The sequence below is a fragment of the Bradyrhizobium sp. MI1.11 genome (genome assembly GCF_055811255.1).
Genome location: NZ_JBVVPM010000059.1, coordinates 7,689 through 32,301, shown reverse-complemented (window position 1 = coordinate 32,301; position 24,613 = coordinate 7,689). Strand labels below are relative to the sequence as shown.

The 24,613-nt window shown below is 64.3% G+C and carries 19 protein-coding genes and 1 pseudogene; 11 read left to right on the top strand and 9 right to left on the bottom strand.

Translation table 11 applies throughout. From position 1 onward, the window contains the following. Window positions 1–32 precede the first annotated feature (32 nt). From AC0L30_RS35515 to AC0L30_RS35495, 5 genes are all read left to right on the top strand, one after another. Window positions 33–1,142 (top strand): S-(hydroxymethyl)glutathione dehydrogenase/class III alcohol dehydrogenase, encoded by a 1,110-nt coding sequence (locus AC0L30_RS35515; protein ID WP_007601365.1) that lies wholly within the window; start codon window positions 33–35, stop codon window positions 1,140–1,142. A 33-nt stretch (window positions 1,143–1,175) separates the two neighbouring features. Further along, window positions 1,176–1,739, top strand: coding sequence for an S-(hydroxymethyl)glutathione synthase (gene gfa, locus AC0L30_RS35510; RefSeq protein WP_354201188.1), 564 nt, complete (start codon window positions 1,176–1,178; stop codon window positions 1,737–1,739). Between the two features lie 627 nt (window positions 1,740–2,366). Then, window positions 2,367–2,819 (top strand): (2Fe-2S)-binding protein, encoded by a 453-nt coding sequence (locus AC0L30_RS35505; RefSeq protein WP_007601363.1) that lies wholly within the window; start codon window positions 2,367–2,369, stop codon window positions 2,817–2,819. A gap of 1 nt (window position 2,820) precedes the next feature. Beyond that, window positions 2,821–5,133 (top strand): xanthine dehydrogenase family protein molybdopterin-binding subunit, encoded by a 2,313-nt coding sequence (locus tag AC0L30_RS35500; protein WP_473406288.1) that lies wholly within the window; start codon window positions 2,821–2,823, stop codon window positions 5,131–5,133. A gap of 57 nt (window positions 5,134–5,190) precedes the next feature. Beyond that, a complete protein-coding gene (locus AC0L30_RS35495; protein WP_007601361.1) occupies window positions 5,191–5,451 on the top strand; it encodes a hypothetical protein in 261 nt (86 codons plus the stop codon). A 308-nt stretch (window positions 5,452–5,759) separates the two neighbouring features. On the opposite strand, the gene AC0L30_RS35490 is transcribed toward AC0L30_RS35495, so the two are convergent. The 5 genes from AC0L30_RS35490 to AC0L30_RS35470 form a co-directional block, all read right to left on the bottom strand. Continuing rightward, window positions 5,760–7,499, bottom strand: a complete 1,740-nt coding sequence (locus AC0L30_RS35490; RefSeq protein ID WP_007601360.1) for a methanol/ethanol family PQQ-dependent dehydrogenase — start codon at window positions 7,497–7,499, stop codon at window positions 5,760–5,762. A 116-nt stretch (window positions 7,500–7,615) separates the two neighbouring features. Then, the gene (locus tag AC0L30_RS35485) at window positions 7,616–8,269 is read right to left on the bottom strand and encodes a QcrA and Rieske domain-containing protein (protein ID WP_473406287.1); all 654 of its coding nucleotides are present in this window, start codon (window positions 8,267–8,269) and stop codon (window positions 7,616–7,618) included. A gap of 264 nt (window positions 8,270–8,533) precedes the next feature. Continuing rightward, window positions 8,534–8,998: a group III truncated hemoglobin gene (locus AC0L30_RS35480; RefSeq protein WP_007601358.1), complete on the bottom strand. Its 465-nt coding sequence runs from the start codon at window positions 8,996–8,998 to the stop codon at window positions 8,534–8,536. A 137-nt stretch (window positions 8,999–9,135) separates the two neighbouring features. Then, window positions 9,136–9,987: a 3-hydroxybutyryl-CoA dehydrogenase gene (locus AC0L30_RS35475; RefSeq protein WP_007612992.1), complete on the bottom strand. Its 852-nt coding sequence runs from the start codon at window positions 9,985–9,987 to the stop codon at window positions 9,136–9,138. Window positions 9,988–10,248: 261 nt separating this feature from the next. Next, window positions 10,249–11,727: an FAD-binding oxidoreductase gene (locus AC0L30_RS35470; protein ID WP_473406286.1), complete on the bottom strand. Its 1,479-nt coding sequence runs from the start codon at window positions 11,725–11,727 to the stop codon at window positions 10,249–10,251. Window positions 11,728–11,949: 222 nt separating this feature from the next. On the opposite strand from AC0L30_RS35470, the gene hisC reads away from it, so the two are divergent. Continuing rightward, on the top strand, window positions 11,950–13,002 hold the full coding sequence (hisC, locus tag AC0L30_RS35465; protein WP_473254719.1) for a histidinol-phosphate transaminase: 1,053 nt from the start codon (window positions 11,950–11,952) through the stop codon (window positions 13,000–13,002). 224 nt (window positions 13,003–13,226) lie between these two features. Further along, entirely contained in the window at window positions 13,227–13,925 is a 699-nt protein-coding gene (locus AC0L30_RS35460) for an ABC transporter permease (RefSeq protein ID WP_473406285.1), read from the top strand. On the opposite strand, the gene AC0L30_RS35455 is transcribed toward AC0L30_RS35460, so the two are convergent. Beyond that, complete coding sequence (locus tag AC0L30_RS35455) at window positions 13,899–14,708, bottom strand: ABC transporter substrate-binding protein (RefSeq protein ID WP_473406284.1); 810 nt, start codon at window positions 14,706–14,708, stop codon at window positions 13,899–13,901. The genes AC0L30_RS35460 and AC0L30_RS35455 overlap by 27 nt on opposite strands. Before the next feature lie 173 nt (window positions 14,709–14,881). Between AC0L30_RS35455 and AC0L30_RS35450 the strand changes: the two genes are divergently transcribed. Both AC0L30_RS35450 and AC0L30_RS35445 read left to right on the top strand, forming a co-directional pair. Further along, a complete protein-coding gene (locus AC0L30_RS35450) occupies window positions 14,882–15,154 on the top strand; it encodes a hypothetical protein (RefSeq protein WP_473406283.1) in 273 nt (90 codons plus the stop codon). Window positions 15,155–15,446: 292 nt separating this feature from the next. Continuing rightward, the gene (locus AC0L30_RS35445; protein ID WP_473406282.1) at window positions 15,447–16,544 is read left to right on the top strand and encodes a hypothetical protein; all 1,098 of its coding nucleotides are present in this window, start codon (window positions 15,447–15,449) and stop codon (window positions 16,542–16,544) included. Between the two features lie 17 nt (window positions 16,545–16,561). Here the strand turns inward: AC0L30_RS35445 and AC0L30_RS35440 are convergent, their stop codons facing one another. Next, on the bottom strand, window positions 16,562–17,878 hold the full coding sequence (locus tag AC0L30_RS35440; protein WP_473406281.1) for an alpha/beta hydrolase: 1,317 nt from the start codon (window positions 17,876–17,878) through the stop codon (window positions 16,562–16,564). Window positions 17,879–18,155: 277 nt separating this feature from the next. Here AC0L30_RS35440 and blaBJP point away from each other — a divergent pair, with 277 nt between their 5' ends. Together blaBJP and AC0L30_RS35430 are read left to right on the top strand one after the other, a co-directional pair. Next, on the top strand, window positions 18,156–19,040 hold the full coding sequence (gene blaBJP, locus AC0L30_RS35435; RefSeq protein ID WP_473365671.1) for a BJP family subclass B3 metallo-beta-lactamase: 885 nt from the start codon (window positions 18,156–18,158) through the stop codon (window positions 19,038–19,040). Between the two features lie 326 nt (window positions 19,041–19,366). Beyond that, window positions 19,367–21,373, top strand: coding sequence for a putative bifunctional diguanylate cyclase/phosphodiesterase (locus AC0L30_RS35430; RefSeq protein ID WP_473406280.1), 2,007 nt, complete (start codon window positions 19,367–19,369; stop codon window positions 21,371–21,373). Between the two features lie 12 nt (window positions 21,374–21,385). On the opposite strand, the gene hutU is transcribed toward AC0L30_RS35430, so the two are convergent. Then, entirely contained in the window at window positions 21,386–23,053 is a 1,668-nt protein-coding gene (hutU, locus tag AC0L30_RS35425; RefSeq protein ID WP_473406279.1) for a urocanate hydratase, read from the bottom strand. A gap of 13 nt (window positions 23,054–23,066) precedes the next feature. After that, window positions 23,067–24,518: pseudogene (gene hutH / locus AC0L30_RS35420) on the bottom strand (histidine ammonia-lyase); the annotation flags it as partial. Window positions 24,519–24,613: the final 95 nt, after the last annotated feature.

Sequence of the window (24,613 nt, the reverse complement as noted above, 5' to 3'; positions counted from 1 at the left end):
TTGGCGCCCTGCTGGAATTTGAGGAGCTTAAGATGAAGACACGTGCCGCCGTCGCTTTCGAAGCCAAGAAGCCGCTCGAGATCGTCGAAGTCGATCTGGAAGGACCGAAGGTCGGCGAAGTCCTGGTCGAGGTCAAGGCGACGGGCATCTGCCATACCGACGCCTACACGCTCGACGGCTTCGACAGCGAGGGAATTTTCCCGTCGATCCTGGGCCATGAGGGCGCGGGCATCATTCGCGAGATCGGTCCTGGCGTGACCTCGGTGAAGCCGGGCGACCATGTCATCCCGCTCTACACGCCGGAATGCCGGCAATGCAAAAGCTGCCTTAGCCAGAAGACCAATCTCTGCACCGCGATCCGCGCGACGCAGGGCAAAGGCGTGATGCCCGACGGTACCAGCCGCTTCTCCTACAAGGGCAAGCCGATCTACCACTATATGGGCTGCTCGACCTTCTCGAACTTCACCGTGCTGCCGGAGATCGCGGTCGCCAAGATCCGCGAGGACGCGCCGTTCGACAAGAGCTGCTACATCGGCTGCGGCGTCACCACCGGCGTCGGTGCCGTCGTCAACACCGCCAAGGTCGAGCCGGGCTCCAACGTGGTCGTGTTCGGGCTCGGCGGCATCGGCCTGAACGTGATCCAGGGCGCCAAGATGGCTGGCGCGGACAAGATCATCGGCGTCGACATCAACGACTCCAAGGAGGAATGGGGACGCCGGTTCGGCATGACCGATTTCGTCAATCCCAAGAAGATCACCGGCGACATCGTCCCACATCTCGTGACCCTGACCGACGGCGGCGCCGACTACACCTTCGACTGCACCGGCAACACCACGGTGATGCGCCAGGCGCTGGAGGCCTGCCATCGTGGATGGGGCACCTCGATCATCATCGGCGTTGCCGAATCCGGCAAGGAGATCGCTACCCGCCCGTTCCAGCTCGTCACCGGGCGAAACTGGCGCGGCACCGCCTTCGGCGGCGCGCGGGGCCGCACCGACGTGCCGAAGATCGTCGACTGGTACATGAACGGAAAGATCCAGATCGACCCGATGATTACCCACACGCTCAAGCTCGAAGACATCAACAAAGGCTTCGACCTGATGCATGAGGGTAAATCGATCCGTTCAGTCGTCGTGTTCTAGCTCGAAAAGCGTCACCCCAAGGAGGATCGACCCATGACTGTTGCACTCCATCCCTCGATCGATAACGGCATCAAACAGGGCAGCGGCAGCTTCGCCGGCGGCACGCTCGTATGCAAATGCAGCGACCATCAGGTCAAGGTCGCCGTCAAGGGCGACGTCGCGCATAACCATGCCTGTGGCTGCACCAAGTGCTGGAAACCGCAGGGCGCTAATTTCTCCGTCGTCGCCGTGGTACCCCGCCAGAACGTCACCGTGCTCGAGAACGGCGACAAGCTCCAGATCGTCGATCCATCGGCGGCGATCCAGCGCTACGCGTGCAAGGCCTGCGGTACGCATATGTACGGCCGCATCGAGAACAAGGGTCACCCGTTCTACGGCCTCGATTTCATTCACCCCGAACTGTTCCAGGAGCAGGGTTCGCAGGCGCCGCAATTCGCCGCCTTCGTCTCGTCGGTGATCGAATCGGGCGTGAAGCCGGAGCAGATGGGCGGAATACGGGCTCGGTTCAAGGAGCTTGGACTTGAGCCCTATGACTGCCTGTCGCCGGCGCTGATGGACGCGATCGCGACCCACGTCGCGAAAGCCAAGGCCGCCTGAGCAAAGGCCGCCTGACGTTTGCCGCGCCCCATTCGCTCGCTGGTTCCACCACACCCAGCGAGCGGACGGAGCCGGCCGGGACGATCGCGGCGATGCCGCCGCTTCTCGACTGCACCTGTGTGGGGGCCGTCAGCTCCCTCAGTCCTGGTCTCTGAATGACTGCGCAGGGCCACCACTTCCCGCTTGAAGTGCGCGGCGCTTGCGTTTCTCCCTCCCTCGACTGAGGCATCCTGCTTCGTCCGCACAGGTGTTCTGGCGGACGAAGCTTTTTTTCGTTGTCCCCCATATCGAGATGCGCGCGGCGAGATGCGGCGCCCTGCTTTTGACAAACCTTCGTTGCAATCTTTTCCCATCGAGAACAGCTGACTAGAGAACACTTGGCTGTGAATGCTAGACCGAAGCGATCCTTGCTAAGATCGCGACGTGACGATGCCGCGCAAATTCAATAATCAAGAACACGACGGGAGGTATCGAACACATCCGGACATGACATTGGCATTCCTGAGTCCTGCCGGGATCTGCCCGCGCGGGATGACCGCTGGAATGCGACGCCGCGCAGCGGACATTGCACCGACCGGCATCTGGAAAATCTGAAATCAACAAGCTTATGAAGAGCGAGGGACGATCATGATCAAGGTGAAGATCAACGGCCAGGAACAGAGCTGGGACGGCGACCCGGATCTCCCGCTACTCTGGTTCCTGCGCGACGAGGCCGGTCTGACCGGCACCAAGTTCGGCTGTGGCCAGGCCCTGTGCGGCGCCTGCACTGTCATCGTCGACAAGGAAGCCGTGCGCGCCTGCATCACGTCGATCAACGACGTCGCCGGCCGCGAGATCACGACGATCGAGGGACTGCATCCGAACGGTGATCATCCGGTGCAGAAGGCCTGGCGCCAAGTCAACGTTCCCCAATGCGGCTTCTGCCAGGCGGGCCAGATCATGCAGGCGGCTGCGCTGCTGATGGACAACCCAAAGCCGTCCCACGACCAGATCCGCGAAGCGATGTCCGGCAACATCTGCCGCTGCGGCTGCTACCAGCGCATCGAGAATGCGGTCCATCTCGCATCGACGGGAGTGTGACATGAATTTCATCGACAACCCGAAGAAGCTTCGTGGCTTCGAGAAGAACATCAAGGTCGAGAAGGTTTCGCGCCGCAGCATCCTGAAGGGGCTCGGCATCACAGGCGGCTTCGTGCTCGCGGCGCCCGTGATGTCGCGCCAGGCGTTCGCCTACGAGACCGGCGCCGGCAAGATGCCGCACGGCGTCGTGGTCGATCCGCGCGTATTCGTCGCGGTCGCACCCGACGGCACCGTCACTATCCTTGCTCACCGCGCCGAGATGGGCACAGGCGTGCGCACCAGCCTGCCGCTGATCGTGGCCGAGGAGATGGAAGCCGACTGGGCCAGGGTCAAGGTGGAGCAGGCCCATGGCGACGAGGTCAAGTTCGGCAACCAGGACACCGATGGCTCGCGCAGCACGCGGCATTATTTGATGCCGATGCGCCAGATCGGTGCCTCCGCCCGCACCATGCTGGAGCAAGCCGCCGCGAAACGCTGGGGTGTGCCGGCAACCGAGGTCAAGGCCGTCAATCACGAGGTCGTCCACAGCGCAACGAGCCGCAAGCTTGGCTTCGGCGAGCTCGCAGCCGATGCCGCCAAGGAACCGGTGCCGAGCATCGAAGGGCTCAAGCTGAAGGACCCCAAGGACTTCCGCTATCTCGGCAAGGGCCAGATCGGCATCGTCGATCTCCACGACATTACCACCGGCAAGGCGCGTTACGGCGCCGACATCCGGCTGCCTGGCATGAAGTATGCCGTGATCGCGCGCCCGCCAGTGACCGGCGGCAAGCTGGTCTCGTTCGATCCGGACGCGGCGTTGAAGGTCCCCGGTGTCGAGAAGGTGATGCAGGTGCGTGGCTGGCCGTGGCCGTCGAAATTCCAGCCGCTCGGCGGCGTTGCCGTGATTGCGCGCAACACCGGTGCGGCGATCAAGGGACGCGACGCGCTGAAGCTGACCTGGGACGACGGCGCCAACGGCAAATACGATTCCGTCGCCTACCGCAAGGAGCTCGAGGAGGCCTCGCGCAAGCCGGGCCTTGTCGTGCGCCAGGAAGGCGACGCCGAGGCTGCTCTGAAGGGCGCCGACAAGGTCGTCGTCGGCGAATATTATCTGCCGCATCTTGCCCATGTCAGCATGGAGCCGCCGGTGGCGGTCGCCGACGTCAAGGGCGACAAGGCGGAGATCTGGGCGCCGGTGCAGAGCCCGGGCGGCACGCGCGAGGACGTTGCGAAGACGCTCGGCATTCCCGAGGGCAATGTCACCGTCAACGTCACGCTGCTCGGCGGCGGCTTCGGCCGCAAGTCGAAATGCGACTTTGCGCTCGAGGCCGCGCTGCTGTCGAAGGAGCTCGGCGTCCCGGTCAAGGTGCAGTGGACGCGCGAGGACGACGTCCGCCACGATTTCCTGCACACGGTCTCCGTGGAACGGATCGAGGCGGGGCTCGACAAAAGCGGCAAGGTGATCGCGTGGCGCCATCGCAGCGTGGCCCCGAGCATCGGCTCGACGTTTGCGGCAGATGCAAAGCACCAGGCGCCTTTCGAGCTCGGCATGGGCCTCGTCGACATGCCCTTCGAGATCGCCAACATCTCCTGCGAGAACCCGGAGGCCGCGGCGTTCACCCGCATCGGCTGGTTCCGCTCGGTCTCGAACATCCCGCGCGCCTTCGCGGTCCAGTCGATGGTGGGCGAGATCGCCCATGCAACCGGCCGCGACCAGAAGGAGACGCTGCTCGCGCTGATCGGCAGCCCGCGCATCGTCAAGCCTGCTGTGAAGGACATGTGGAACTACGGCGAACCGATGGATAGCTATCCGATCGACACCGCGCGCCTGCGCAAGGTGGTCGAGCTGGTCGCCGAGAAGGGCGAATGGGGCCGTCAGGTGCCGAAGGGCCATGGCCTCGGCATCGCAGTGCACCGCAGCTTCGTCAGCTATATCGCGACCATCGTCGAGGTGGCCGTCGACGACAAGGGCAAGCTGACCGTGCCGCGGGTGGACACCGCCATCGACTGCGGCACCTATGTCAACCCCGAGCGCATCGCCTCCCAGATCGAGGGCGCGGCGATCATGGGGCTCAGTCTGGCCAAATACGGCGAGATCACCTTCAAGGACGGCAAGGTGCAGCAGAAGAACTTCGACGACTTCCAGGTCCTCAGGATCGACGAATCCCCTGCTGTGACCAACGTCTACATCGTGCCGCCAGGATCCGACACGCCGCCGAGCGGCGTGGGCGAGCCCGGCGTCCCGCCATTCGCGCCGGCGCTGATGAACGCCATCTTCGCCGCGACCGGAAAGCGCATCCGCAGCCTTCCGCTCGGCAAGCAATTGGAAGCATAAAGGCGGGAACACAAGGCGGCCTCGCGCCGTTTGCATCGATCTGACAGGAGCAGATCGATGACCCATACCTCAAAGGCGCTCGCAGTCTCGTTGCTGTCGAGCGCCTTGCTTTTGACGGCCACTGGCGCATACGCCCAGAGCAACACCACACCGCCGACCACCGCGACGCGCCCCAGCACGCCGGACCAGAACTCACTGCCAAACGCCAATGCCACGCCGCCCTCGACCAGCCAGACCACCGGGCAGCACAATCCCGATCCCAAGGTTCGCGAGATGAACCAGAAGGCAAAGGACAAGGTCGAGCGCGAGGGGAAGTAGCGATCTCGCGCATCGGCGTTTTGACGCCGTGATTGTCGGATCTACTTCTTCGCCGAAGCGCAGCGATATGCCTTCTCCCCTTGCGGGAGAGGGCAGCGACGCCGGTTGCCACGACCCCGCTTGGGTGAGGGGTATGCCTGCGTGAGTCTCGCACATTGTGATGCGCGGATAGAACCCCTCATCCGGCGCTTCGCGCCACCTTCTGCCGCAAAGGGAGAAGGGAGGACGCCGACGCAAAATGCGGCGGACGTTGCCGTCCGCCGCATTTGCCCCCTGACACTCCGCTTCTTTCGATCCGCCAGCGGAGCTTACTTCTTCAGCGCGAACACCCAGATCACGCCGCCCTGCGGCACGTTGGCTTCGATGCCGATATTGTTGGTCACGAGTGCATCCTGGATGCGCTGCGCATCCACGCCCCATCCCGACTGGATCGCGATGTATTGCGTGCCGTCGATCTCATAGGACACCGGCATGCCCATGATGCCGGAGTTGGTCTTCTGCTCCCAGAGCAGCTCGCCACTCTTGGCGTTGAAGGCGCGGAAGTTGCGGTCGTTGGTACCGCCCACGAAGACGAGATCGCCTGCGGTCGCCGTCACCGATCCGAACAGCTGCGACTTGGGGAAGTTGTGCTGCCACACCTTCTTGCCCGTGGCGGGATCCCAAGCCTGGAGCTCGCCGAAATGATCGGCACCCGGCTTCGTCTTCAGGCCGATGTCCTCCGGCTTGGTGCCGAGCCAGAGCTCGCCGGGCTTGAGCGGAACCTTCTCGCCGGTGAACCCACCGCAGAAATTCTCGTTGGCGGGCACGTAGACGAGGCCGGTCTTCTGGCTGTAGGCCGCCGACGGCCAATCCTTGCCGCCCCAGAGCGATGGACAGAACTCCACGCGCTTGCCGACCACGGGCTTGTGCGCGGGATCGACGATCGGCCTGCCGCTCTCGGCGTCGATGCCCTTCCAGACGTCAGTGGAGACGAACGGCCAGCCGGCGACGTAGTTGATTTTGGTCGGCGTGCGCTCGAGTATCCAGAAGATCGCATCGCGTCCCGGATGGACCAGGCTCTTGATGTTGCGGCCGTCGCGTTGCAGGTCGATCAACATCGGCGCTTCGACTTCGTCCCAGTCCCAGGAATCGTTCTGGTGATACTGGTGATGGGTCTTGATCTTGCCGGTGTTCGGATCGAGCGCGAGCACCGAGGAGGTATAGAGATTGTCCCCGGGATGCATCTCGCCGGGCCACGGCGCGGCGTTGCCGACGCCCCAATAGATCGTCTTGGTGTCCTTGTCGTAATTGCCGGTCATCCAGGCCGAGCCGCCGCCGTTCTTCCAGTCCTCGCCCTGCCAGGTGTCGTGGCCGGGTTCGCCTTCGCCCGGAATGGTATAGGTCCGCCACAGCTCCTTGCCGTCCTTGGCATCGTAGGCGGCGACATAGCCGCGCACGCCGAACTCGCCGCCGGAGCCGCCCACGATGACCTTGCCGTCGACGATCAGCGGCATCAGGGTCATGTACTGGCCCTTCTTGTAGTCCTGCACCTTGGTGTCCCACACCACCTTGCCGGTCTTGGCATCGAGCGCGACGACATGGTCGTCTGTGGTGGCGAGATAGAGCTTGTCCTCCCATAGGCCGACGCCGCGGCTGGTCGGATGCAACTGGAATAGGTCGTCGGGAAGCTGCCGCTTGTAGCGCCAATATTCGTCGCCCGTTTTGGCGTTCAGCGCGATCACCTGCCCCATCGGGGTCGCAACGAACATCACGCCGTTGTTGACGATCGGCGGCGCCTCGTGACCTTCGACCACGCCGGTCGCGAAGGTCCAGACCGGGGTGAGGTTCTTTACATTCGAGGTGTTGATCTGGTCGAGCGGGCTGTAGCCCTGCCCGTCATAGGTCCGCCGGTAGAGCATCCAATTGGCGGGCTCCGGGTTTTCCAACCGCTGCGCGGTGACCGGCGCGTAGTTCTCGATCGGGCCTGATACGGCGGCGGTCGAGGCAAGAGTCGATGCAAGACACGTGAAGGTGACGAAGCCGGACAGTAACCACTGCTTCCTGGTCATGGCGTTCCCCTTTTTCATCCGTTTTGAATTCTTGTTTTGAATTCTTGTCGTTCGTCCCGTCGTCCACCCATCGGCGGATGCGGTCTCTCATGACGCGGGCACAACCCGCACGCCCATCATCCCGGCTGCGCGCCACCTACCTTTCCGACGAAGTTTCCGGCGGCGCTGAGCGAGCCGTCAGCCAGCGCCAGCGGCAGCGCAGCGAGCCGTCGCGGCGCCGGCCCGAACACGACCTGCGCGCCCGCGCGAGGATCGTATTCGGAGTTGTGGCACATGCATTTGAGCACTTCCTTGTCGCCGACATCGCTCTTCACCCACGCCGTGACAGGACAGCCGGCATGCGAGCAGATTGCCGAATAGGCGAGGATGCCGTCGACGGCGCGCGCTTTTGTCTGCTCGTCGAGCTCGGCGGGGTCGAGGCGGATGATCAAGATCTCGTTGAGGCGCGAGGCGCTGCGCACGACCGATGTCTTTGGATCTTTCGGCCAGGCATGCACCGGCGGTCCGCCGGCCGACAGAGCGGCCGCGGTGACGGGCTTTCCCTCCTGATCGCCTTCGGCGAACACGAGCAGATCGCCCTTCTGAGGCCGCTCGTCGGAGCCGGGCGCATCCTCGCCCGCGTGGACCTGCGTGGAACAGGCGAAGCACGCCGTGGTGGCCAGCGCACTCTTCAAGAGTGCCCGCCGGGTTTGCTCCGTGCAAGCGTCAGCTTCGGATTCCGCTGTGTTGTCGGAGGATGAAGAGGATGGGTTGAACGATGCACTCGACATGTTCACAAGCAGGCGCTGGAACTCTGCCGAAAAAAAGGCAAAGATTTTTTCCCGCAGTGCATCACACGGTTATGCTCGCACTGATTGAACGCGAACACGCGCATTTGCGCGCATTTTTCTAATTGCAACGTCACGCTACGCGACCGGCATGATGATTTTGCAGATCAGATCAATGCTGCCGGTATTGGTGCAATGCGCCGACGCTCGGCGCGATCGTAGCGCCATCAATGCGGCTGCGCATTTCTCAGGCAGGCATTCTGTATTCTAGGAGCGGAGCACGTGACGCGGCGCAGCGATGCGTCCGGCCAAGGTCGCCGACGCCATCTCGAAACTGTCGGCGATGCGGCGCGCCCTGTCGATGAACAGCGCGGCTGCCTGCGGCGGGCAGACCTCGCGCGCGGTCTGTTCAAACAAATCGAGCCAGCGGTCGAAATGATCCCCGACCAGGTTCAGTGGCATATGCGCCCGCATCGGCGAACCATGGTAGCGGCCGCTCATCAGCACGACCGACGACCAGAAATCCCGGAGCTTGGCCAGATGCTCGTCCCAATTCTGCACGATCGCGAACACCGGCCCCAGCAGCGCATCCTCACGGACGCGGCCATAGAAACGGGTCACGAGTTCCCCGATCATCTCTTCGGTGATCCCCGTGCGCTCGATTGCATCCTGGGTCAGCAAATTCCGCCGCGCGGCCGCAGCCTCGCGCTCGGCCTTCAGTCGATCCGACATGTCCCTTGTTATCCGTTCCGTTGTTCCCGCAGGACGCCCGTTCGACATTGTCAGGCCGATTGCGCGCGGCGTCTTTGTCGCAGCGCAAATCGCGGGGGCCGGCGGCGAGCACTCAACGCCCGCCGCCTGCGCCATTGTCAGGCGCCGTAGGTGTAAAAGCCCTGCCCCGTCTTGCGGCCGAGATGGCCGGCGTCGACCATTTCCTTGAGCAGGGGAGCTGGACGGTATTTGGGGTCGTTGAAGCCTTTATAAAAGACCTCCATCACCGACAACATGGTGTCGAGCCCGACGAGATCGGCGAGCGCCAGCGGCCCGATCGGATGGTTGCAGCCGAGCTTCATGCCGGCATCGATCTCTTCCGCCGTCGCAATCCCCTCCTGCAGCGCGAAGATCGCCTCGTTGATCATCGGGCACAGGATGCGGTTGACGGCAAAGCCGGGGCTGTTCTTGGCCGTGATCGCCACCTTGCCGACGCGCTTGGCGAAATCGAGCGCCTTGGCGTGGGTGTCGTCGGAGGTCTGCAAGCCGCGGATGAGCTCCAGCAGCGCCATGACCGGAACCGGATTGAAGAAGTGCATGCCGATGAAGCGGTCCGGGCGGTCGGTCGCGGCGGCGAGCTTCGTGATCGAGATCGACGAGGTGTTCGTGGCGAGCAGCGTTCGCGGCGACAGCGTCGCACAGAGATCCTTCAGGATCTTGACCTTGAGTTCCTCGTTCTCGGTCGCCGCCTCGATGACGAGATCGCAATCGACGAGCTTGGCGCGATCGGTGGTGCCGGTGATGCGCTTGAGCGTGGCGTCGCGATCGCCCGCCGACATCTTCTCCTTCTTGACCAGGCGCTCGAGGCTGCCGCCGACCGTCGAAATCCCGCGGTTCACCGCCGCATCGGAAATATCGACCATCACGACCGAAAGCCCGGCCGCGGCACAAATCTGCGCGATGCCGTTCCCCATGGTCCCTGCCCCGATGATGCCAACGGTTTGGATCATTGCCTCAAATCCTTTATCCTTACGGACGTGCCCTACCGGCCCCGCCCCATTGTTCCTGCATCAGGGTCTAGCACCGCCCCCGGGCGGGTGCGACCTGATCTTGTCCCTTCATTAAAGCATCCAAGGCGGGAATAAAGCCGCCTTTCGGTCGCGAAACGGCGTGATTTGGTGCCCCGGCCCGTTTGGCCCGGCCGATCTGCGGCATCCCGTCCCCGGAGGGCGCGAGGGTGCGGGGAGCACCGGGCTCGAGGTGGACGCGCCTCAACCGAGACGAAGCACCTTGCCCGGATTCATGATGTTCTTGGGATCGAGCGCCCGCTTGATCGTGCGCATGATGTCGAGCTCGATCCGGGAGCGATAGTGCTGGAGCTCGTCGAGCTTCTCGATGCCGATGCCATGTTCCGCCGAGATCGAGCCGCCCATGGAGGTAACGAGGTCGTTGACGGCCCGTGTGATTGCTGCGGAATACTGGGACAGCGTATCGCGGTCCATGCCCTTCGGACCCATGAAGGAGAAGTGCAAATTGCCGTCTCCGATATGGCCGAGCGGATAGGGGCGGATCGGCGGCAGGATTGCGAGCACGGCCTCGAGACCGCTGTCGATAAACTCGGGAATCCTTGAGACCGCGACCGAGACGTCGTAGCTCAAGCCCGGACCTTCGGTGCGCGATGCCTCGGCCACGCTCTCGCGAATTCGCCACATGTTGCGCGACTGCGTTTCGGTTTGCGCGATCACCGCATCCAGCACCCGGCCCGCCTCGAGCTGGTCGGCCAGGAACTGCTCCATCCTGTCCGACATGCCCGTGCCACCGTCCTGCCGTGGCCGGGCCGACGACCATTCGAGAAGGAGATACCATTCGGTCTCAGCCTTGAGAGGATCCTGGGTGCCGGGAATGTGCCGCAGCACCATGTCGGTGCACGCACGGCTGATGAGCTCACAGGAGCCGACATTGTCATCGGAAGCAGCATGCGCCTCCGACAGAAGGTCGATAGCAGACTTGGGATCGCGAATCGCGAGCCATGCCGTGCACACGTCTTTCGGCGCCGGCCAGAGTTTCAGCACCGCCTTGGTGATGATGCCGAGCGTCCCTTCGGCGCCCATGAACAGATGCTTGAGGTCATAGCCGGTGTTGTCCTTCTTGAGCGCACGCAGGCCGTCCCAGACATCGCCGTTAGCCAGCACGACCTCGAGACCCAACACCAGATTTCGCGCATTGCCATAACGCAGCACCTGCACGCCGCCGGCATTGGTGGACAGATTACCTCCGACCATGCACGAGCCCTGAGCACCGAGGCTGAGCGGAAAGAGGCGGTCGTGGCGCGCGGCTGTGTCCTGAAGCGTCTCGAGGATGCAGCCTGCCTCCACGGTCATGGCATAGCCGACGGGATCGATATTCGACACCTGGTTCATGCGACCGAGCGACAGCACGATGCCGCGGTGCATGGGCCACGGCGTGGCACCGCCCATCAGGCCGGTGTTGCCACCTTGCGGAACGATGGCAATGCCGTTGTCGTAGCAGAGCTTGACGACAGCGGAGACTTCCGCGGTGCTGGCCGGACGCACGACCGCCGCGGCCTGCCCCGCCAGTTCGCCCCGCCAGTCGGTCACGAAGGGCAGCTTGTCCTGCTCGTCCAGGATCAGGCCTTTGTCGCCGACGATGGCCCGCAAGCGCTCGAGAACGGCTGAGGTCACGGGCGCGGTCGGAATCGAGGGAGCGATGGGAAGGGCTGCACCCGGCATGTGTTCCTCTCTTTTCGGCCGTTCCGCGCCCTGGGGCGCGCCAGCCTTCGTTCTTGTTTTCATTCTGGGCGGTGGTGCGATGACCCTAGCATAGGGGGCGCGCTTGGGAACGTCTCCGGCAGTAAGCCTAGTGCAGATTTGCCTGGGATTGCTGAATGCAGGCGCACTTCCGCGGAGCTCCCGTATACCCTACTGTGCCCGATCACATTCGGATTGGAGATCATGAGCCGTTTCTGGAGTCCGGTCGTCCACACGCTTTCGCCCTACGTCCCCGGCGAGCAGCCCAAGCAGGACGGCATCGTTAAGCTCAATACCAACGAGAATCCCTACCCGCCCTCGCCGCGCGTGCTGGCGGCGATCGCAGCGGCCGTGGAGCGGCTGCGCCTTTATCCCGATCCGCGCGCAACGCGCCTGCGTGAGGCGATCGCGGCCCATTGCGATGTGGCGCCCGAGCAAGTGTTCGTCGGCAACGGCTCCGACGAGGTTCTGGCCCACACCTTCCAGGCGCTTCTGAAGCACGAACCACCGCTTCTATTCCCCGACGTCACCTACAGCTTCTACCCTGTTTATTGCGGCCTCTATGGAATAACGCATGACGAGGTGCCGCTCGATGCTGCGATGAGGATCGATATCTCCGACTACAGGCGGCCATCGAGTGCCATCCTCCTCTGCAATCCGAACGCTCCTACCGGCATTGCCCTTCAGCGCGACGCAATCGCATCGCTGCTCGCCGAACAGCCGGACCGGCTGGTGGTGGTGGACGAGGCCTATGTCGATTTCGGCGCCGAGAGCGCCGTGCCGCTGGTTGCACGCCACGACAATCTGCTGGTCATCCAGACCTTCTCGAAGTCGCGCTCGCTCGCTGGCCTGCGGGTTGGTTTTGCCATCGGCCAACGACCGCTGATCGAAGCGCTGGAACGCGTGAAGGACAGCTTCAACTCCTATCCCGTCGATTGCCTCGCGATCGCCGGCGCCGCCGCCGCCATCGAGGACGACGGCTGGTTCCGAGACACCCGTGCCCGTATCATCGCGAGCCGCGAAACCTTGGCCCGCGACCTCAGACAACTCGGCTTCGAGGTGTTGCCGTCGCTCGCCAACTTCGTCTTCGCGCGCCATCGAAGCCGGAGCGGAGCAGATCTCGCGGCAGCGCTTCGCCAGCGTGGCGTTCTGGTCCGGCATTTCGGCAAGCCACGCATCGAGAACTTCCTGCGCATCACGGTCGGAACGGAGGCAGAGTGTGCCCGGCTTATTGAAGTGCTGCGCGGCTTGATCTGAGCCCCGACGGTCCCCGCATCGGGCAAAGTCAAAACGATGAGGCCGAACGCCACCTCGTGCCATGCTGCGCAAGGCTTTGATTTCCGGTCCAATTCGGGTTACCAAACCGCTCCGCCGCCTGCTTTGCAGGACGATTCCCTCAGGGAAATAAACGTGAATCACCTCCGCAGTCCCGAAATCGGCGCACGCGAGACATCGCGGCGGGCGCCGAAGCTCAGGCACGGATGAACGACTTCGCGCGATCCGTCGGCGCCGCGTTCACGCTGATCGGCGAGGTCGATGCGGAGCTTCTGGCCATCGTCGGGCTGTCGGTGCGCGTCAGCCTCACCGCCAGCATCCTCGCGCTTCTGATCGGGGCGCCGTTCGGGGCGCTGCTTGCGATCACCCGGTTCCGCGGGCGGCAGGTCATCATCGTCCTCACCAATGCCTTGCTTGGTCTTCCGCCGGTCGTGGTCGGGCTCGCACTCTATCTTTTGCTGTCACGATCCGGCCCGTTCGGGGCCGCCGGCCTGTTGTTTACGCCAACGGCCATGGTGATTGCGCAATCGCTGCTCGCAACACCGATCGTGGTTGCACTCGTCCACCGGCCGGCGAGCCTGCTGTGGGCGGAGTATGGCGACCTGGCGCGGATCGACGGGCTGTCGACGTTGCGCAGCATCGGCTTGCTGTTCGCGCTGGGCCGGACCTCGCTGCTGACGGCCTTTCTAGCAGCCTTCGGGCGCGCGATCGCCGAGGTTGGCGCCATCCTCATCGTCGGCGGCAACATCCGCGGTTTCACGCGCACGATGACGACGGCGATCGCGCTGGAGACCAGCAAGGGCGACCTGCCGCTGGCGCTCGGGCTCGGGCTGATCCTGCTCGCACTCAGCGTCGCAGTGTCCACCGTCGCCTTCCTGCTAGTGGGACGCGTTGGGGAAAAATAGCTGCTCGCCCCCGACCTTGTAGCCGGCGATGGCCTCCTGCCCCCCAGGAGAGATCAGCCAGTCGATGAAGGCCTGCCCGTCCTGCGCCTTCACGTTCGCATGCTTGGCCGGATTGACCAGCATGACGCCGTACTGGTTGAACAGCCGCTTGTCGCCTTCCGTCAGGACGGTAAGCTCGCCGCGGTTCTTGAATGACAACCAGGTGCCGCGGTCCGACAGCAGATAAGCATTCGACGACGACGCCATGTTCAGGGCCGGACCCATGCCCTGGCCGATCTCGCGATACCAGCCGTCCTTGGCGGCACCGAGGTCGATGCCTGCCTCCTTCCACAGCCGTAGCTCGGCCGCGTGCGTGCCGGACTTGTCGCCGCGCGAGATGAACGGCGCCTTCGCGGCGGCGATCTTGCGCAGCGCACCGGCCACGTCCTTGCCGCCGGCGATCTTCGCGGGATCGCTCTTCGGCCCGACAATGACGAAGTCGTTGTACATGACATCAAAGCGCTTCACGCCCTCCCCTTCGGACATGAACTTGTCCTCGGCGGGCCTGTCATGGACGAACACGACGTCTGCATCGCCGCGCCGCCCGATGTCGAGCGCCTGGCCCGTACCGACGGCAACGACCTTCACGTCGATGCCCGCGGCCTTCGAGAACAGCGGCAGCAAGTAACCGAACAGCCCCGACTGTTCCGTCGACGTCGTCGAGGCCACGGTGATGGCGCGCTCCTGCGCGACTGCGATCGTGGACCAGAGCAGAATCGCTCCGAGAGTCATTATCTTTTTCATGCCTCGTCCTTACACCAGATGCCCGATGTTCCAAACTCTACCGTCGATAGAGCCGTACAGGGAACCTCGACAAGCACCGCAACGTGCTTGGTCATGATCCTCGCGACGCTTCCCTGTGAGGAACGTCCGCTCCGCGCGCAAGTTGTCCTCAAGTCAACCCAGGAGGAAACCAGATGAAGAAGATCATTTTGGCATCCGCATGCATCATGGCGCTGGCGACCGGCGGCGCCTTTGCGCAGACACAACCCGCCCCAGGCGCATCCGGCCATGGCGACGTCGGCCCTTCGTCGGGGGGCCCCGCGACCAAGGGCATGACGACCGGCGCGTCGTCGAACATGCAGAACGAGGCCGCCGACAGCAAGGGCAAGCAGACTCCGTCGGCCGGCGGCAGCAACACGAACAACATGGGCAGCCAGGCCGGCGGCGGCGCGGGCTCCGGAAAGTAGGCTTGCATCGATCGGAAGTCCGGAGAGGGGCGATCGTCCCCTCTCCAAGAGTCTTCGTGCCGCCAAAGCTCGCCGATGTCATACGCGAAGGTCTTGGTGTCGAACGAAGCGTGTTGGCGGGGCTGCAGCTTGACTACAGTCACGCCGGCTAACTCGCAGCCGCGCGCTCTAAAGGCTTGGATGTTCTGCAATTGGTCCCACCTACATTGACATCAGTGTGACAGCCGGGGATTTTTACATTGCTGGCGAATCAGCGATGGCCTCAAGCCGAGTACCTCTTGGACAACTCCCAGTGCTTTCGAGACTGATATCGTTGCTGCGCCGCATCCCCGCGGTGAAATGGGCGTTGACCCGGCTTCGGCCTGCGCCGCACGGCGGCAGCATCGCGGTCGCGCCTGATACCGCAGACGCCTCATCCGCCATTGTTGCTGACATTGCAGTAGCCGCGGAGGTTCTCGACACCAGCATCGGCGTGGATACGTCGCACTGCGACGCCGCGGTCGCGGCTTCGGCCGAAGACGACAGCGCCAGCCCTGTCATCGCGGAGAGCCCGTCGGAAGCGCCAGCCGATATCAGCGGCAGCGACGAATCCTCCCGGGAGACGGCGGCGGGCCTCGAGCCGGTCGTCGTGGAGGAAGCGTCGGTCGCGACCATCGAGGTCGTGCGCGAGCCGGTCGACGTCCCCGAACTCATCATCAACAGCGATCTATCTTCCGAACTCGCGGACGGCGGTGAGCCCGTTGTCGCGGAGGAGGCCTCGTCCGCCGATGCCGCGGTCGAGATCGTCCCGGTTGATGCCCCCGCTCTCGCCGCCAACGACGAGCATTCCGCTACCGTCGACGTGGATACTCGCTCAACTCTCGACGATGCGTGTGTGGCGCTTGCCGATCGCGAAATCTCGGCGGAGCATGTCGCTGAGGATAGCATCGACAGCGATTCCTCCCCCAGCGCCGCGAAAGTCGCCGACGACACGCCCAGCGTCGTCACGGATGTTGCGCCGGAGCCGGCCCTCCAGGCCCCCGCTCCGGAGATCACTGGCGCACCGAAGATTCGTGCAAAGATCGCAGAACCCGCCGACCGCGCCGCGCTGATCCGGCAGCGCTGGGCGGAGACCGGGATCAGGATGTGGAATCCGCGGGTTCACGGCGCCGGTGATGCCACGCTGAACATCCAGGGGAGCGTCGGGCTGCTGCCGCCGGCGCCCGGCGAGACGATGCCGCGCTACGACAAGCTGGAATTCAGGATGCTCGGCGGACAGATCGTTTGCGAGGGCGTGATTGTCGAAGCACCCGCGCATGCAACCCAGCGCAGCTTTACGCGGCTCGCCGAGCCGGGCAAACCCGACCGGGTCCGCGAACCAATGCGGGAACGCCAGGCCGCTCTCGCCTGACCCTTTATGCCTTTCGCTTAGGGAATAGGATAGCCCTTCCAGACCCACTCCAGCGCCGACGGCAGCGTCTGCGCGATCGTGGGGCGGTCGACGTGCTTGGCGTTGCGCACGAACAGAAACTGATAGTGGTAGCCCTTCTCGGCCAGCACCTTGGTCATCAGCGCGTTGGAGAGGGTCCAGTCGTGCATGCCGTCGGGAATGGTGGGGTTCGGATAGAACAGGTCCTGGTCGCCGCCAAAGAACCAGAAGCGGATCGGCTTGGCCGGCGCAGCGACGATCAGCGGCACGCCGGGCGGCTCGGCCGGCGTGAGCACGCCAGCCTTGGAAATGAGATTGGGTGTGGCCGGCCCCGTCCATGCGCTGTGATATTCCCAGGCGCCGCCGCGCAGCGACGGGTCGTGCGGCCATTGCTGGTTGACCATGGTCGGCGAGAACGCCAGCACGCGGTGATAGAGATCGGGATAGAACCACGCCATGGTGAAGGCTGCCACGCCGCTCGAACTCAGCCCCATGGTCGCACGCCCATCGGGATTTCTGGTCAGCTTGACGTCGGCGTTCTTTTCGACCAACGGCAGCACTTCACGCTCGACGAACTGCGCGTAGGTACCTGACACCGCGTCATATTCGCGGCCGCGCTGACTGCCCTGCGCGTCCTGCCCGCCATTGCCGATCTGGATCGCGATCATCGGCGGCACGCGCCGCCGCGCGATCAGATTGTCGAGCGTAGTGGCGAGATCCTTGTAGGCGTTCGAGCCGCCGTCGCCGACCACGATGAACGGCGCCTCGGTGCCGCGCACATATTGCGCCGGCACATAGACGTCGATGGTGCGCGACCAGACGCCGGGATGGCTGGTGGTGACGATCATGTGCGACTTGTCCTCCGGCGCCGTGACGGTCGTCATGATCGAGGAGTTGGTGCAGCCGGCGACGTCGTCGCGGATCAAGCCGGGATTGTAGATGGTGCTCTCCTTCGACGGCAGCGTGAAGGATTTTGTCGTCCCGCGCGGCACACCCTCCCTCGCGATCGTCTCCGGCGCAGGATTGTGGGTGGGGCCGATGATAAAATTGCCCTCGGCACCCGGTGGCGGCAGCGTTCCGTCAGGAAGCTCGGTCGCGCGCGGGTAATTGGGATTGGATGGATCGCGCGTCGGAGGCGCCGTCTTGAAATCGAGACCCGTCGTATCGATAAAGAACGGGGCCGCCTTGTCGGTGCTGTTGGCCCCAGGCGGCATCACCATGTTCTGGGTGACGCAGGCCGGCTGCGAGTAGGCAATTGAAGTGAAGGAGACGAGGAAACTCAGCGTCCCCGCAAGGACGGAGGATGATCTGGTCATTTCAGCTCCCGATGCCGACGAGTCTTTCTGGCTCGCCTTGGGGCAAAGTATGGCGAGCCGACTGCGCGCGGTCAAACCCCAACCGGCCGCGTTGCAGCGATGGCCGCCATACTCAAAACGGACGGGCACGGTTATTCCGCGCATGCCACGACATTTTTCAGACATGTGGCCGTTGCTGCCGCACCTCGCACGACGTAGCTTGCCGGCCGGCCGCGCGAAGGCCGCGCCCGATCAAGACGACAAGAACAATCTGCAAGAACAATCTGGGAGACAAACGATGAAAAAGCTCAGGGCCGCGCTCTGTGCATTGGCGTTCCTCGCAACCGGCGCGCAGGCGCAGACCGTCAAGGATTTCATTGCGGCGGTCACCAAGAAATGGACCACGCCGTTCGAGCCGTTCCAGCTGATCGGCAACATCTACTATGTCGGCAGTGACGGCATCGCCGTCTACATCATCAAGACCTCACAGGGCCTGATCCTGATGGATACGGCGCTTCCGGAATCCACCGGCATGATCAAGGACAACATTGGCAAGCTCGGTCTCAAGGTCTCCGACATCAAGATCATCCTCAATACGCACGCGCATTTCGACCACACCGGCGGCTTCGCCGAGATCAAGAAGGAGACCGGTGCACAGCTCGTGGCCGGTGAACGCGACAAGCCGCTGCTGGAGGGCGGCTATTATCCTGGCGACGAGAAGAACGAGGATCTCGCCTTCCCCACAGTGAAGGTCGATCGCGCCGTGAAGGAAGGCGACCAGGTCACGCTCGGCGACACCACGTTGACCGCGCATGCGACTCCTGGCCACTCGCCGGGCTGCACGAGCTGGGAAATGACCGTCAAGGACGGCAATCAGGACCGCAAGGTGCTGTTCTTCTGTAGCGGCACGGTGGCTCTTAACAAGCTGGTCGGCCAGCCGACCCATGCCGGAATCGTCGACGACTACCGTGCGACCTACGCCAAGGTGAAGGCGATGAAGATCGACGTGCTGCTCGGGCCGCATCCGGAGGTCTATGGCATGCAGGCCAAGCGTGCCGAAATGAAGGACGGCGCACCGAACCCGTTCGTCAAGCCGGGTGAGCTCGCAGCCTACGCCACAACCCTGTCGGAGGATTTCGACAAGCAGCTCGCCAAGCAGACCGCCGCGCTCGAGAAGAAATAGCGGTCATCCGGGCATCCGCACACCTTTCCTCGACAAAGAGAGGTGTGCGAGCAGATCGCCTCGCACCATTGGCGATGCGACAGAATGCTGCGCCGACACCGATGGTTAGCAGAGCGTCACCAACGTTTTTGCGGTCTTTTGCAATCGATACGCTCGTTTTCGCCGCCACATATCGTTAACCCGGCCTCACCAATGCAGGCGGCCGGAAAACTCCCGGTAGCGTACAACCTTCGCCGGCTTTTCCTGCGAGACCCGCCTAACGCGACCTTTACCCTCGCCGTGCAACATCCCCAGCGTTTTGAAGGGGATCCGGGGCTCGTATTGCAATGCCTGTCACCAATTTGAAGTCTCATCTCGCCGCCGCGTTGCAGCTGTTTCGCGTGCCCGCTGACCCCGACCTCACGCGCGCGCAATTCGACGCCTTCTCCAAGCAGATCCCGTTGCTCTATTTCATCCTCATGAGCAACACGATCGCTGTCGCCTATACCTATGTGAGCGTGGCGCCGGACTGGTTGACGCTCATCGTGCCATCCGTGCTGACCGCGCTCGCGGCGCTTCGCACCTTCTGGTGGCTGCGCCAACGGCACCTCGTGCGCACCGATGCCGACATCCTACGCAATCTGCGCGCCACCAACTGGATGACATTGCCGATCGGCGCGGGCTTCACAGTCTGGTCCTTCGCGACCTACCCTTACGGCGACCCCTTCGCCAAGAGCCAGGTTGCCTTTTACATGGCGGTGACCGTGATCGGCTGCATCTTCTCGCTGATGCATCTGCGCTCGGCGGCACTGATCGTGACGCTGGTCGTCGACGTGCCCTATGTGCTGTTCTTCTGGGCCACCGGCGAGCCGACGCTGAAGGCGATCGCCGTCAACAATCTGCTCGTGTCGGGGGCGATGGTGACGGTGCTGTTCATCTACTATCGCGACTTCGCCGATCTCGTCGCGAGCCGCAAATCGCTGCTGGCGCAGCAGGCGGCGACCCAAGCCCTCTCGGACGAGAACTTCCGCCTCGCCAACCTCGATTCCCTGACCGAACTGCCGAACCGCCGCCGCTTCTTCGCCGAGCTGTCGAGCGCGTTCACCGATGCCGAGCGCAGGAACGTTCGCGTCGCGGTCGGGATCATCGACCTCGATGGCTTCAAGCCGATCAACGACAATTACGGCCATTCGGTCGGCGACCGCGTTCTGATCGAGGCGGGCCGGCGCATCCGCGAAGTCTGCGAGGGCTTCGGCCCGCAGCGGGTGGAATTCGCCAGGCTCGGCGGCGACGAGTTCGGCCTCGTCGTGTGCGGCGACCCTGACGATGCGAATCTGATGCGGCTCGGCGAACGCGTTGGTGACCAGGTCAAGCTGCCCTACCAGCTCGACACCGCCCATACCGGGCTGTCCTGCTCGATCGGCTTCGCGCTATTCCCGCAATCGGCAACGACGGCGGAAGCGCTCTATGAATGCGCCGACTATTCACTTTATCACGCCAAGCGCCATCTGCGCGGCCGCACCGTGATCTTCTCGGGCGAGCTCGAGGCCGAGATCCGCAGCCGCGGCGTCATCGAGAATTTGCTGCGCACCGCCGATTTCAGCACCGAGATGGACTTGGTGTTCCAGCCGATCGTGGACGCCATGAGCGAGCACACCGCCGGCTTCGAGGTTCTGGCGCGCTGGCGCAGCTCCCGCCTCGGCCTGGTTTCGCCGGCCGAGTTCATTCCCGCCGCCGAGCGCATCGGCCTGATCCGGCCGCTGACGCAGGCGCTGCTGGTGCGCGCGCTCGCGACGGCCAGGACCTGGCCCGACCACATCCGCCTGTCGTTCAACCTGTCCGCCCACGACATCTGCTCACCCGAGGGCGTCCTGCCTCTGATCACCATCGTGGAGAAGAGCGGGTTGCCGCCGCACCGGATCGATTTCGAGATCACCGAGACCGCCGTCACCTTCGATTTCGTACGCGCGCAGCAGTCGATCGCGGCATTGAAGGCGATGGGCTGCGGCATTTCGCTGGACGATTTCGGCACCGGCTATTCCTCGCTGAGCCACGTGCACTGGCTCCCGCTCGACAAGATCAAGATCGACCGCAGCTTCATCGCCGACGTCAATGACAATGCAGTGAGCCACAAGATCATCAAGTCCCTCACAGGCCTCTGTGACGACATGGAGATCGCCTGCGTCGCCGAGGGCGTCGAGACCCGCGCTCAGCTCGACACCCTGCGCCGGCTGGGATGCGACTTCATCCAGGGCTACTACTTCGCCAAGCCCATGCACGGCGACGCGATCGACGAGTATCTCGCAAAGGAACGCCAGCGCCTTGGCGGCGCCGGAGCCAGGGTCGTGGCCTGAGTCGCGCCTGGACTAGCGCAGGCTCGGCAGATCGAGCCCCTTGTCGCGGGCACATTCGATCGCGGTGTCGTAGCCGGCGTCGGCGTGGCGCATGACGCCGCTGGCAGGGTCGTTCCAGAGAACGCGCGCGATCCGCTTCGCCGCCTCCGGCGTCCCGTCGGCGACGATCACCATGCCGGCATGCTGGGAATAGCCGATGCCGACGCCGCCGCCATGATGCAGCGACACCCAGGTCGCGCCGCTGGCACAATTGAGCAGCGCGTTGAGCAAGGGCCAGTCGGACACGGCGTCCGACCCGTCCTTCATCGCTTCGGTTTCGCGGTTGGGGCTCGCCACCGAGCCGCTGTCGAGATGATCGCGCCCGATCACGATGGGGGCCTTCAATTCGCCGCGCGCTACCATCTCGTTGAAGGCAAGGCCCAGGCGATCGCGATCGCCGAGCCCGACCCAGCAGATCCGCGCCGGCAGGCCCTGAAACTTGATGCGCTCCCTGGCCATGTCGAGCCAATTGTGCAGGTGCTTGTCGTCAGGCATCAGCTCCTTGACCTTGGCGTCGGTCTTGAAGATGTCCTCGGGATCTCCCGACAGCGCCGCCCAGCGGAACGGCCCGACGCCGCGGCAGAACAACGGACGGATATAGGCGGGGACAAAGCCCGGAAAATCGAAGGCATTCTTCAGGCCCATGTCCTGGGCCATCTGGCGGATGTTGTTGCCGTAGTCGAGGGTCGGGATGCCTTGCGCATGGAAATCCAGCATGGCCTGGACGTGCTCGACCATCGAGGTTTTCGAGGCGCGCTCCACGGCCTTGGGGTCGGCGGCGCGCGTGGCTTCCCACTCCGCGAGCGTCCAGCCCTTCGGCAAATAGCCGTTGATCGGATCGTGCGCGCTGGTCTGGTCGGTGACGATATCGGGCCTGACGCCGCGGCGGACCAGCTCGGGAAAAATCTCCGCGGCATTGCCGAGCAGACCGACCGAGACCGCCTTCTTCGTCTTGGCCGCCTCCGCCGTGATCGCAAGTGCCTCGTCGAGCGTGGCGGCCTGGCGATCGAGATAACCGGTGCGCAGACGCATCTCGATGCGGCTCGGCTGGCATTCGACTGCCAGCATCGAGGCTCCCGCCATGGTCGCAGCCAGCGGCTGCGCGCCGCCCATGCCGCCGAGACCGGCCGTCAGAATCCATTTGCCGGCGAGGCTGCCGCCGTAATGGCGACGCCCGACCTCAACAAAAGTCTCGTAGGTGCCCTGCACGATGCCCTGGCTGCCGATATAGATCCAGGAACCCGCCGTCATCTGGCCGTACATCATCAGGCCCTTGCGATCGAGCTCGTTGAAATGATCGAGCGTCGCCCAGTGCGGCACGATGTTGGAGTTGGCGATCAGGACGCGCGGCGCGTCAGCATGGGTGCGGAACACGCCGACCGGCTTGCCGGACTGGACCAGCAGCGTCTCGTCGGCTTCGAGCTTGCGCAACGTCGCAATGATCCGGTCAAAGCTCTCCCAGTCGCGCGCGGCGCGGCCGATGCCGCCATAGACCACGAGCTCGCTCGGACGTTCTGCAACGTCGGGATCGAGATTGTTCATGAGCATGCGCAAGGGCGCTTCCGTCAGCCAGCTCTTGGCGCTGATTTCGCTGCCGCGGGGCGCGCGGATGGTGCGGTCATTGTCCAGTCGGCGGTTCATGCGGAACACCTCGTCAGGCAAGCGTCGGAAACGGGTCGGTTGAAAGTACGGCGAGCGCCGCAGCCGGCAGCGCGTCGGCCTCGATCATCGCTGCAGCCTTGGCGAGATCGCCGGCCATGTAGCGGTCTGCGCCGAGCGGCGCTACCTGCTCGCGCAGTGCCGCAATGACGGCAACGAGCGGCGCACTCGTCGCATGCGGCGCGCGTAGCGTGATGCCCTGGGCGGCGACCAGGAACTCGATGCCGAGGATGGCAGCGAGATTGTCGGCCATATCGGACAGCCGCCGTGCGGCATGCGCGGCCATCGAGACGTGGTCTTCCTGGTTGGCACTGGTCGGCGTCGAGTCGATCGAGCAGGCGGCCGCGCGCTGCTTGTTCTCGGCATAGAGCGCGGCCGCCGTCACCTCGGCGATCATGAAGCCGGAATTGATACCGGGATCGGGAGTGAGGAACGGCGGCAGGCCGAAATTGAGCGCGGGATCGACCAGCGTCGCGATGCGCCGCTCGCTGATCGCACCGATTTCCGACAGCGCAAGCGCGATGGTATCCGCGGCAAAGGCCACCGGTTCGGCATGGAAGTTTCCGCCGGAGACGATCTCGCCGGTCTCGACCAGCACGAGCGGATTGTCGGTGACGGCATTGGCCTCGACGATCAGCGTCCGCGCCGCCTGCACGATCAGGTCGAGCGCCGCGCCCGCGACCTGCGGCTGGCAGCGCAGGCAATAGGGATCCTGCACGCGCTCGTCGCCTTCGAGATGCGACAGGCGGATGTCGCTGCCCTCGAGCAGCGCCATCAAGGCTGCCGCGGCCGCGATCTGTCCCGAATGGCCGCGCAGCGCCTGGATTTCGGGGCGGAACGGCGCCGTCGAGGCCATCGCCGCATCGACCGACAGCGCGCCGGTGACGAGCGCGGCGCGGGCCAGGCGAAATGCGCGCAGCACGCCGGAGACGGCGTAGGCAGTGGAGAATTGCGTGCCGTTGATCAGCGCGAGCCCTTCCTTGGGACCGAGCGTCAGTGGCGGCAGGCCGGCCGCGGCGAGCGCCTCGCGGCCCGATACGATCTTGCCATCGACGATCGCCTGCCCTTCGCCGATCATCACGGCGGTCATATGCGCGAGCGGCGCGAGGTCACCGGAAGCGCCGACCGAACCCTGCTGCGGCACCAGCGGTGAGACGCGCCGCGCCAGCATGGCCTGCAGCTGCTCGATCACCTCGCGGCGCACGCCGGAGGCGCCGCGCCCGAGCGAGATGATCTTCAGTGCCATCATCAGGCGGACGATGGGCTCGGGCGTCGCCGCACCGACGCCGCAGCAATGCGAGACGATGAGGTTGCGCTGGAGCAGCGCGGTCTGGTCCGGCGGAATGCGCTTCGAGGCAAGTTTGCCGAAGCCGGTGTTGATCCCGTACACGGGAGCGTCGGCGCGCGCGGCCCTTGCAACGATCTCCGCGGGCGCGGGGGCGCGCGGGCCGCAAGCGGGGTATAGATAAAAAAAACCCCCCAAGAGGACCCCCGGGGGGGAAGTGGGGGCCGACGGTTGCCGCGGGGCGGACCGAGGGGCGG

Bases quoted from the DNA above. Each gene is read 5' to 3' on its own strand.
- AC0L30_RS35500 (WP_473406288.1), top strand. From the start codon at position 2,821: ATGAATTTCATCGACAACCCGAAGAAGCTTCGTGGCTTCGAGAAGAAC.
- AC0L30_RS35505 (WP_007601363.1), top strand. From the start codon at position 2,367: ATGATCAAGGTGAAGATCAACGGCCAGGAACAGAGCTGGGACGGCGAC.
- AC0L30_RS35440 (WP_473406281.1), bottom strand. From the start codon at position 17,878: ATGACCAGATCATCCTCCGTCCTTGCGGGGACGCTGAGTTTCCTCGTC.
- AC0L30_RS35450 (WP_473406283.1), top strand. From the start codon at position 14,882: ATGAAGAAGATCATTTTGGCATCCGCATGCATCATGGCGCTGGCGACC.
- AC0L30_RS35430 (WP_473406280.1), top strand. From the start codon at position 19,367: ATGCCTGTCACCAATTTGAAGTCTCATCTCGCCGCCGCGTTGCAGCTG.
- AC0L30_RS35480 (WP_007601358.1), bottom strand. From the start codon at position 8,998: ATGTCGGATCGACTGAAGGCCGAGCGCGAGGCTGCGGCCGCGCGGCGG.
- AC0L30_RS35495 (WP_007601361.1), top strand. From the start codon at position 5,191: ATGACCCATACCTCAAAGGCGCTCGCAGTCTCGTTGCTGTCGAGCGCC.
- AC0L30_RS35475 (WP_007612992.1), bottom strand. From the start codon at position 9,987: ATGATCCAAACCGTTGGCATCATCGGGGCAGGGACCATGGGGAACGGC.
- AC0L30_RS35460 (WP_473406285.1), top strand. From the start codon at position 13,227: ATGAACGACTTCGCGCGATCCGTCGGCGCCGCGTTCACGCTGATCGGC.
- AC0L30_RS35470 (WP_473406286.1), bottom strand. From the start codon at position 11,727: ATGCCGGGTGCAGCCCTTCCCATCGCTCCCTCGATTCCGACCGCGCCC.
- hisC (WP_473254719.1), top strand. From the start codon at position 11,950: ATGAGCCGTTTCTGGAGTCCGGTCGTCCACACGCTTTCGCCCTACGTC.
- blaBJP (WP_473365671.1), top strand. From the start codon at position 18,156: ATGAAAAAGCTCAGGGCCGCGCTCTGTGCATTGGCGTTCCTCGCAACC.
- AC0L30_RS35515 (WP_007601365.1), top strand. From the start codon at position 33: ATGAAGACACGTGCCGCCGTCGCTTTCGAAGCCAAGAAGCCGCTCGAG.
- AC0L30_RS35455 (WP_473406284.1), bottom strand. From the start codon at position 14,708: ATGAAAAAGATAATGACTCTCGGAGCGATTCTGCTCTGGTCCACGATC.
- gfa (WP_354201188.1), top strand. From the start codon at position 1,176: ATGACTGTTGCACTCCATCCCTCGATCGATAACGGCATCAAACAGGGC.
- AC0L30_RS35490 (WP_007601360.1), bottom strand. From the start codon at position 7,499: ATGACCAGGAAGCAGTGGTTACTGTCCGGCTTCGTCACCTTCACGTGT.
- hutU (WP_473406279.1), bottom strand. From the start codon at position 23,053: ATGAACCGCCGACTGGACAATGACCGCACCATCCGCGCGCCCCGCGGC.
- AC0L30_RS35485 (WP_473406287.1), bottom strand. From the start codon at position 8,269: ATGTCGAGTGCATCGTTCAACCCATCCTCTTCATCCTCCGACAACACA.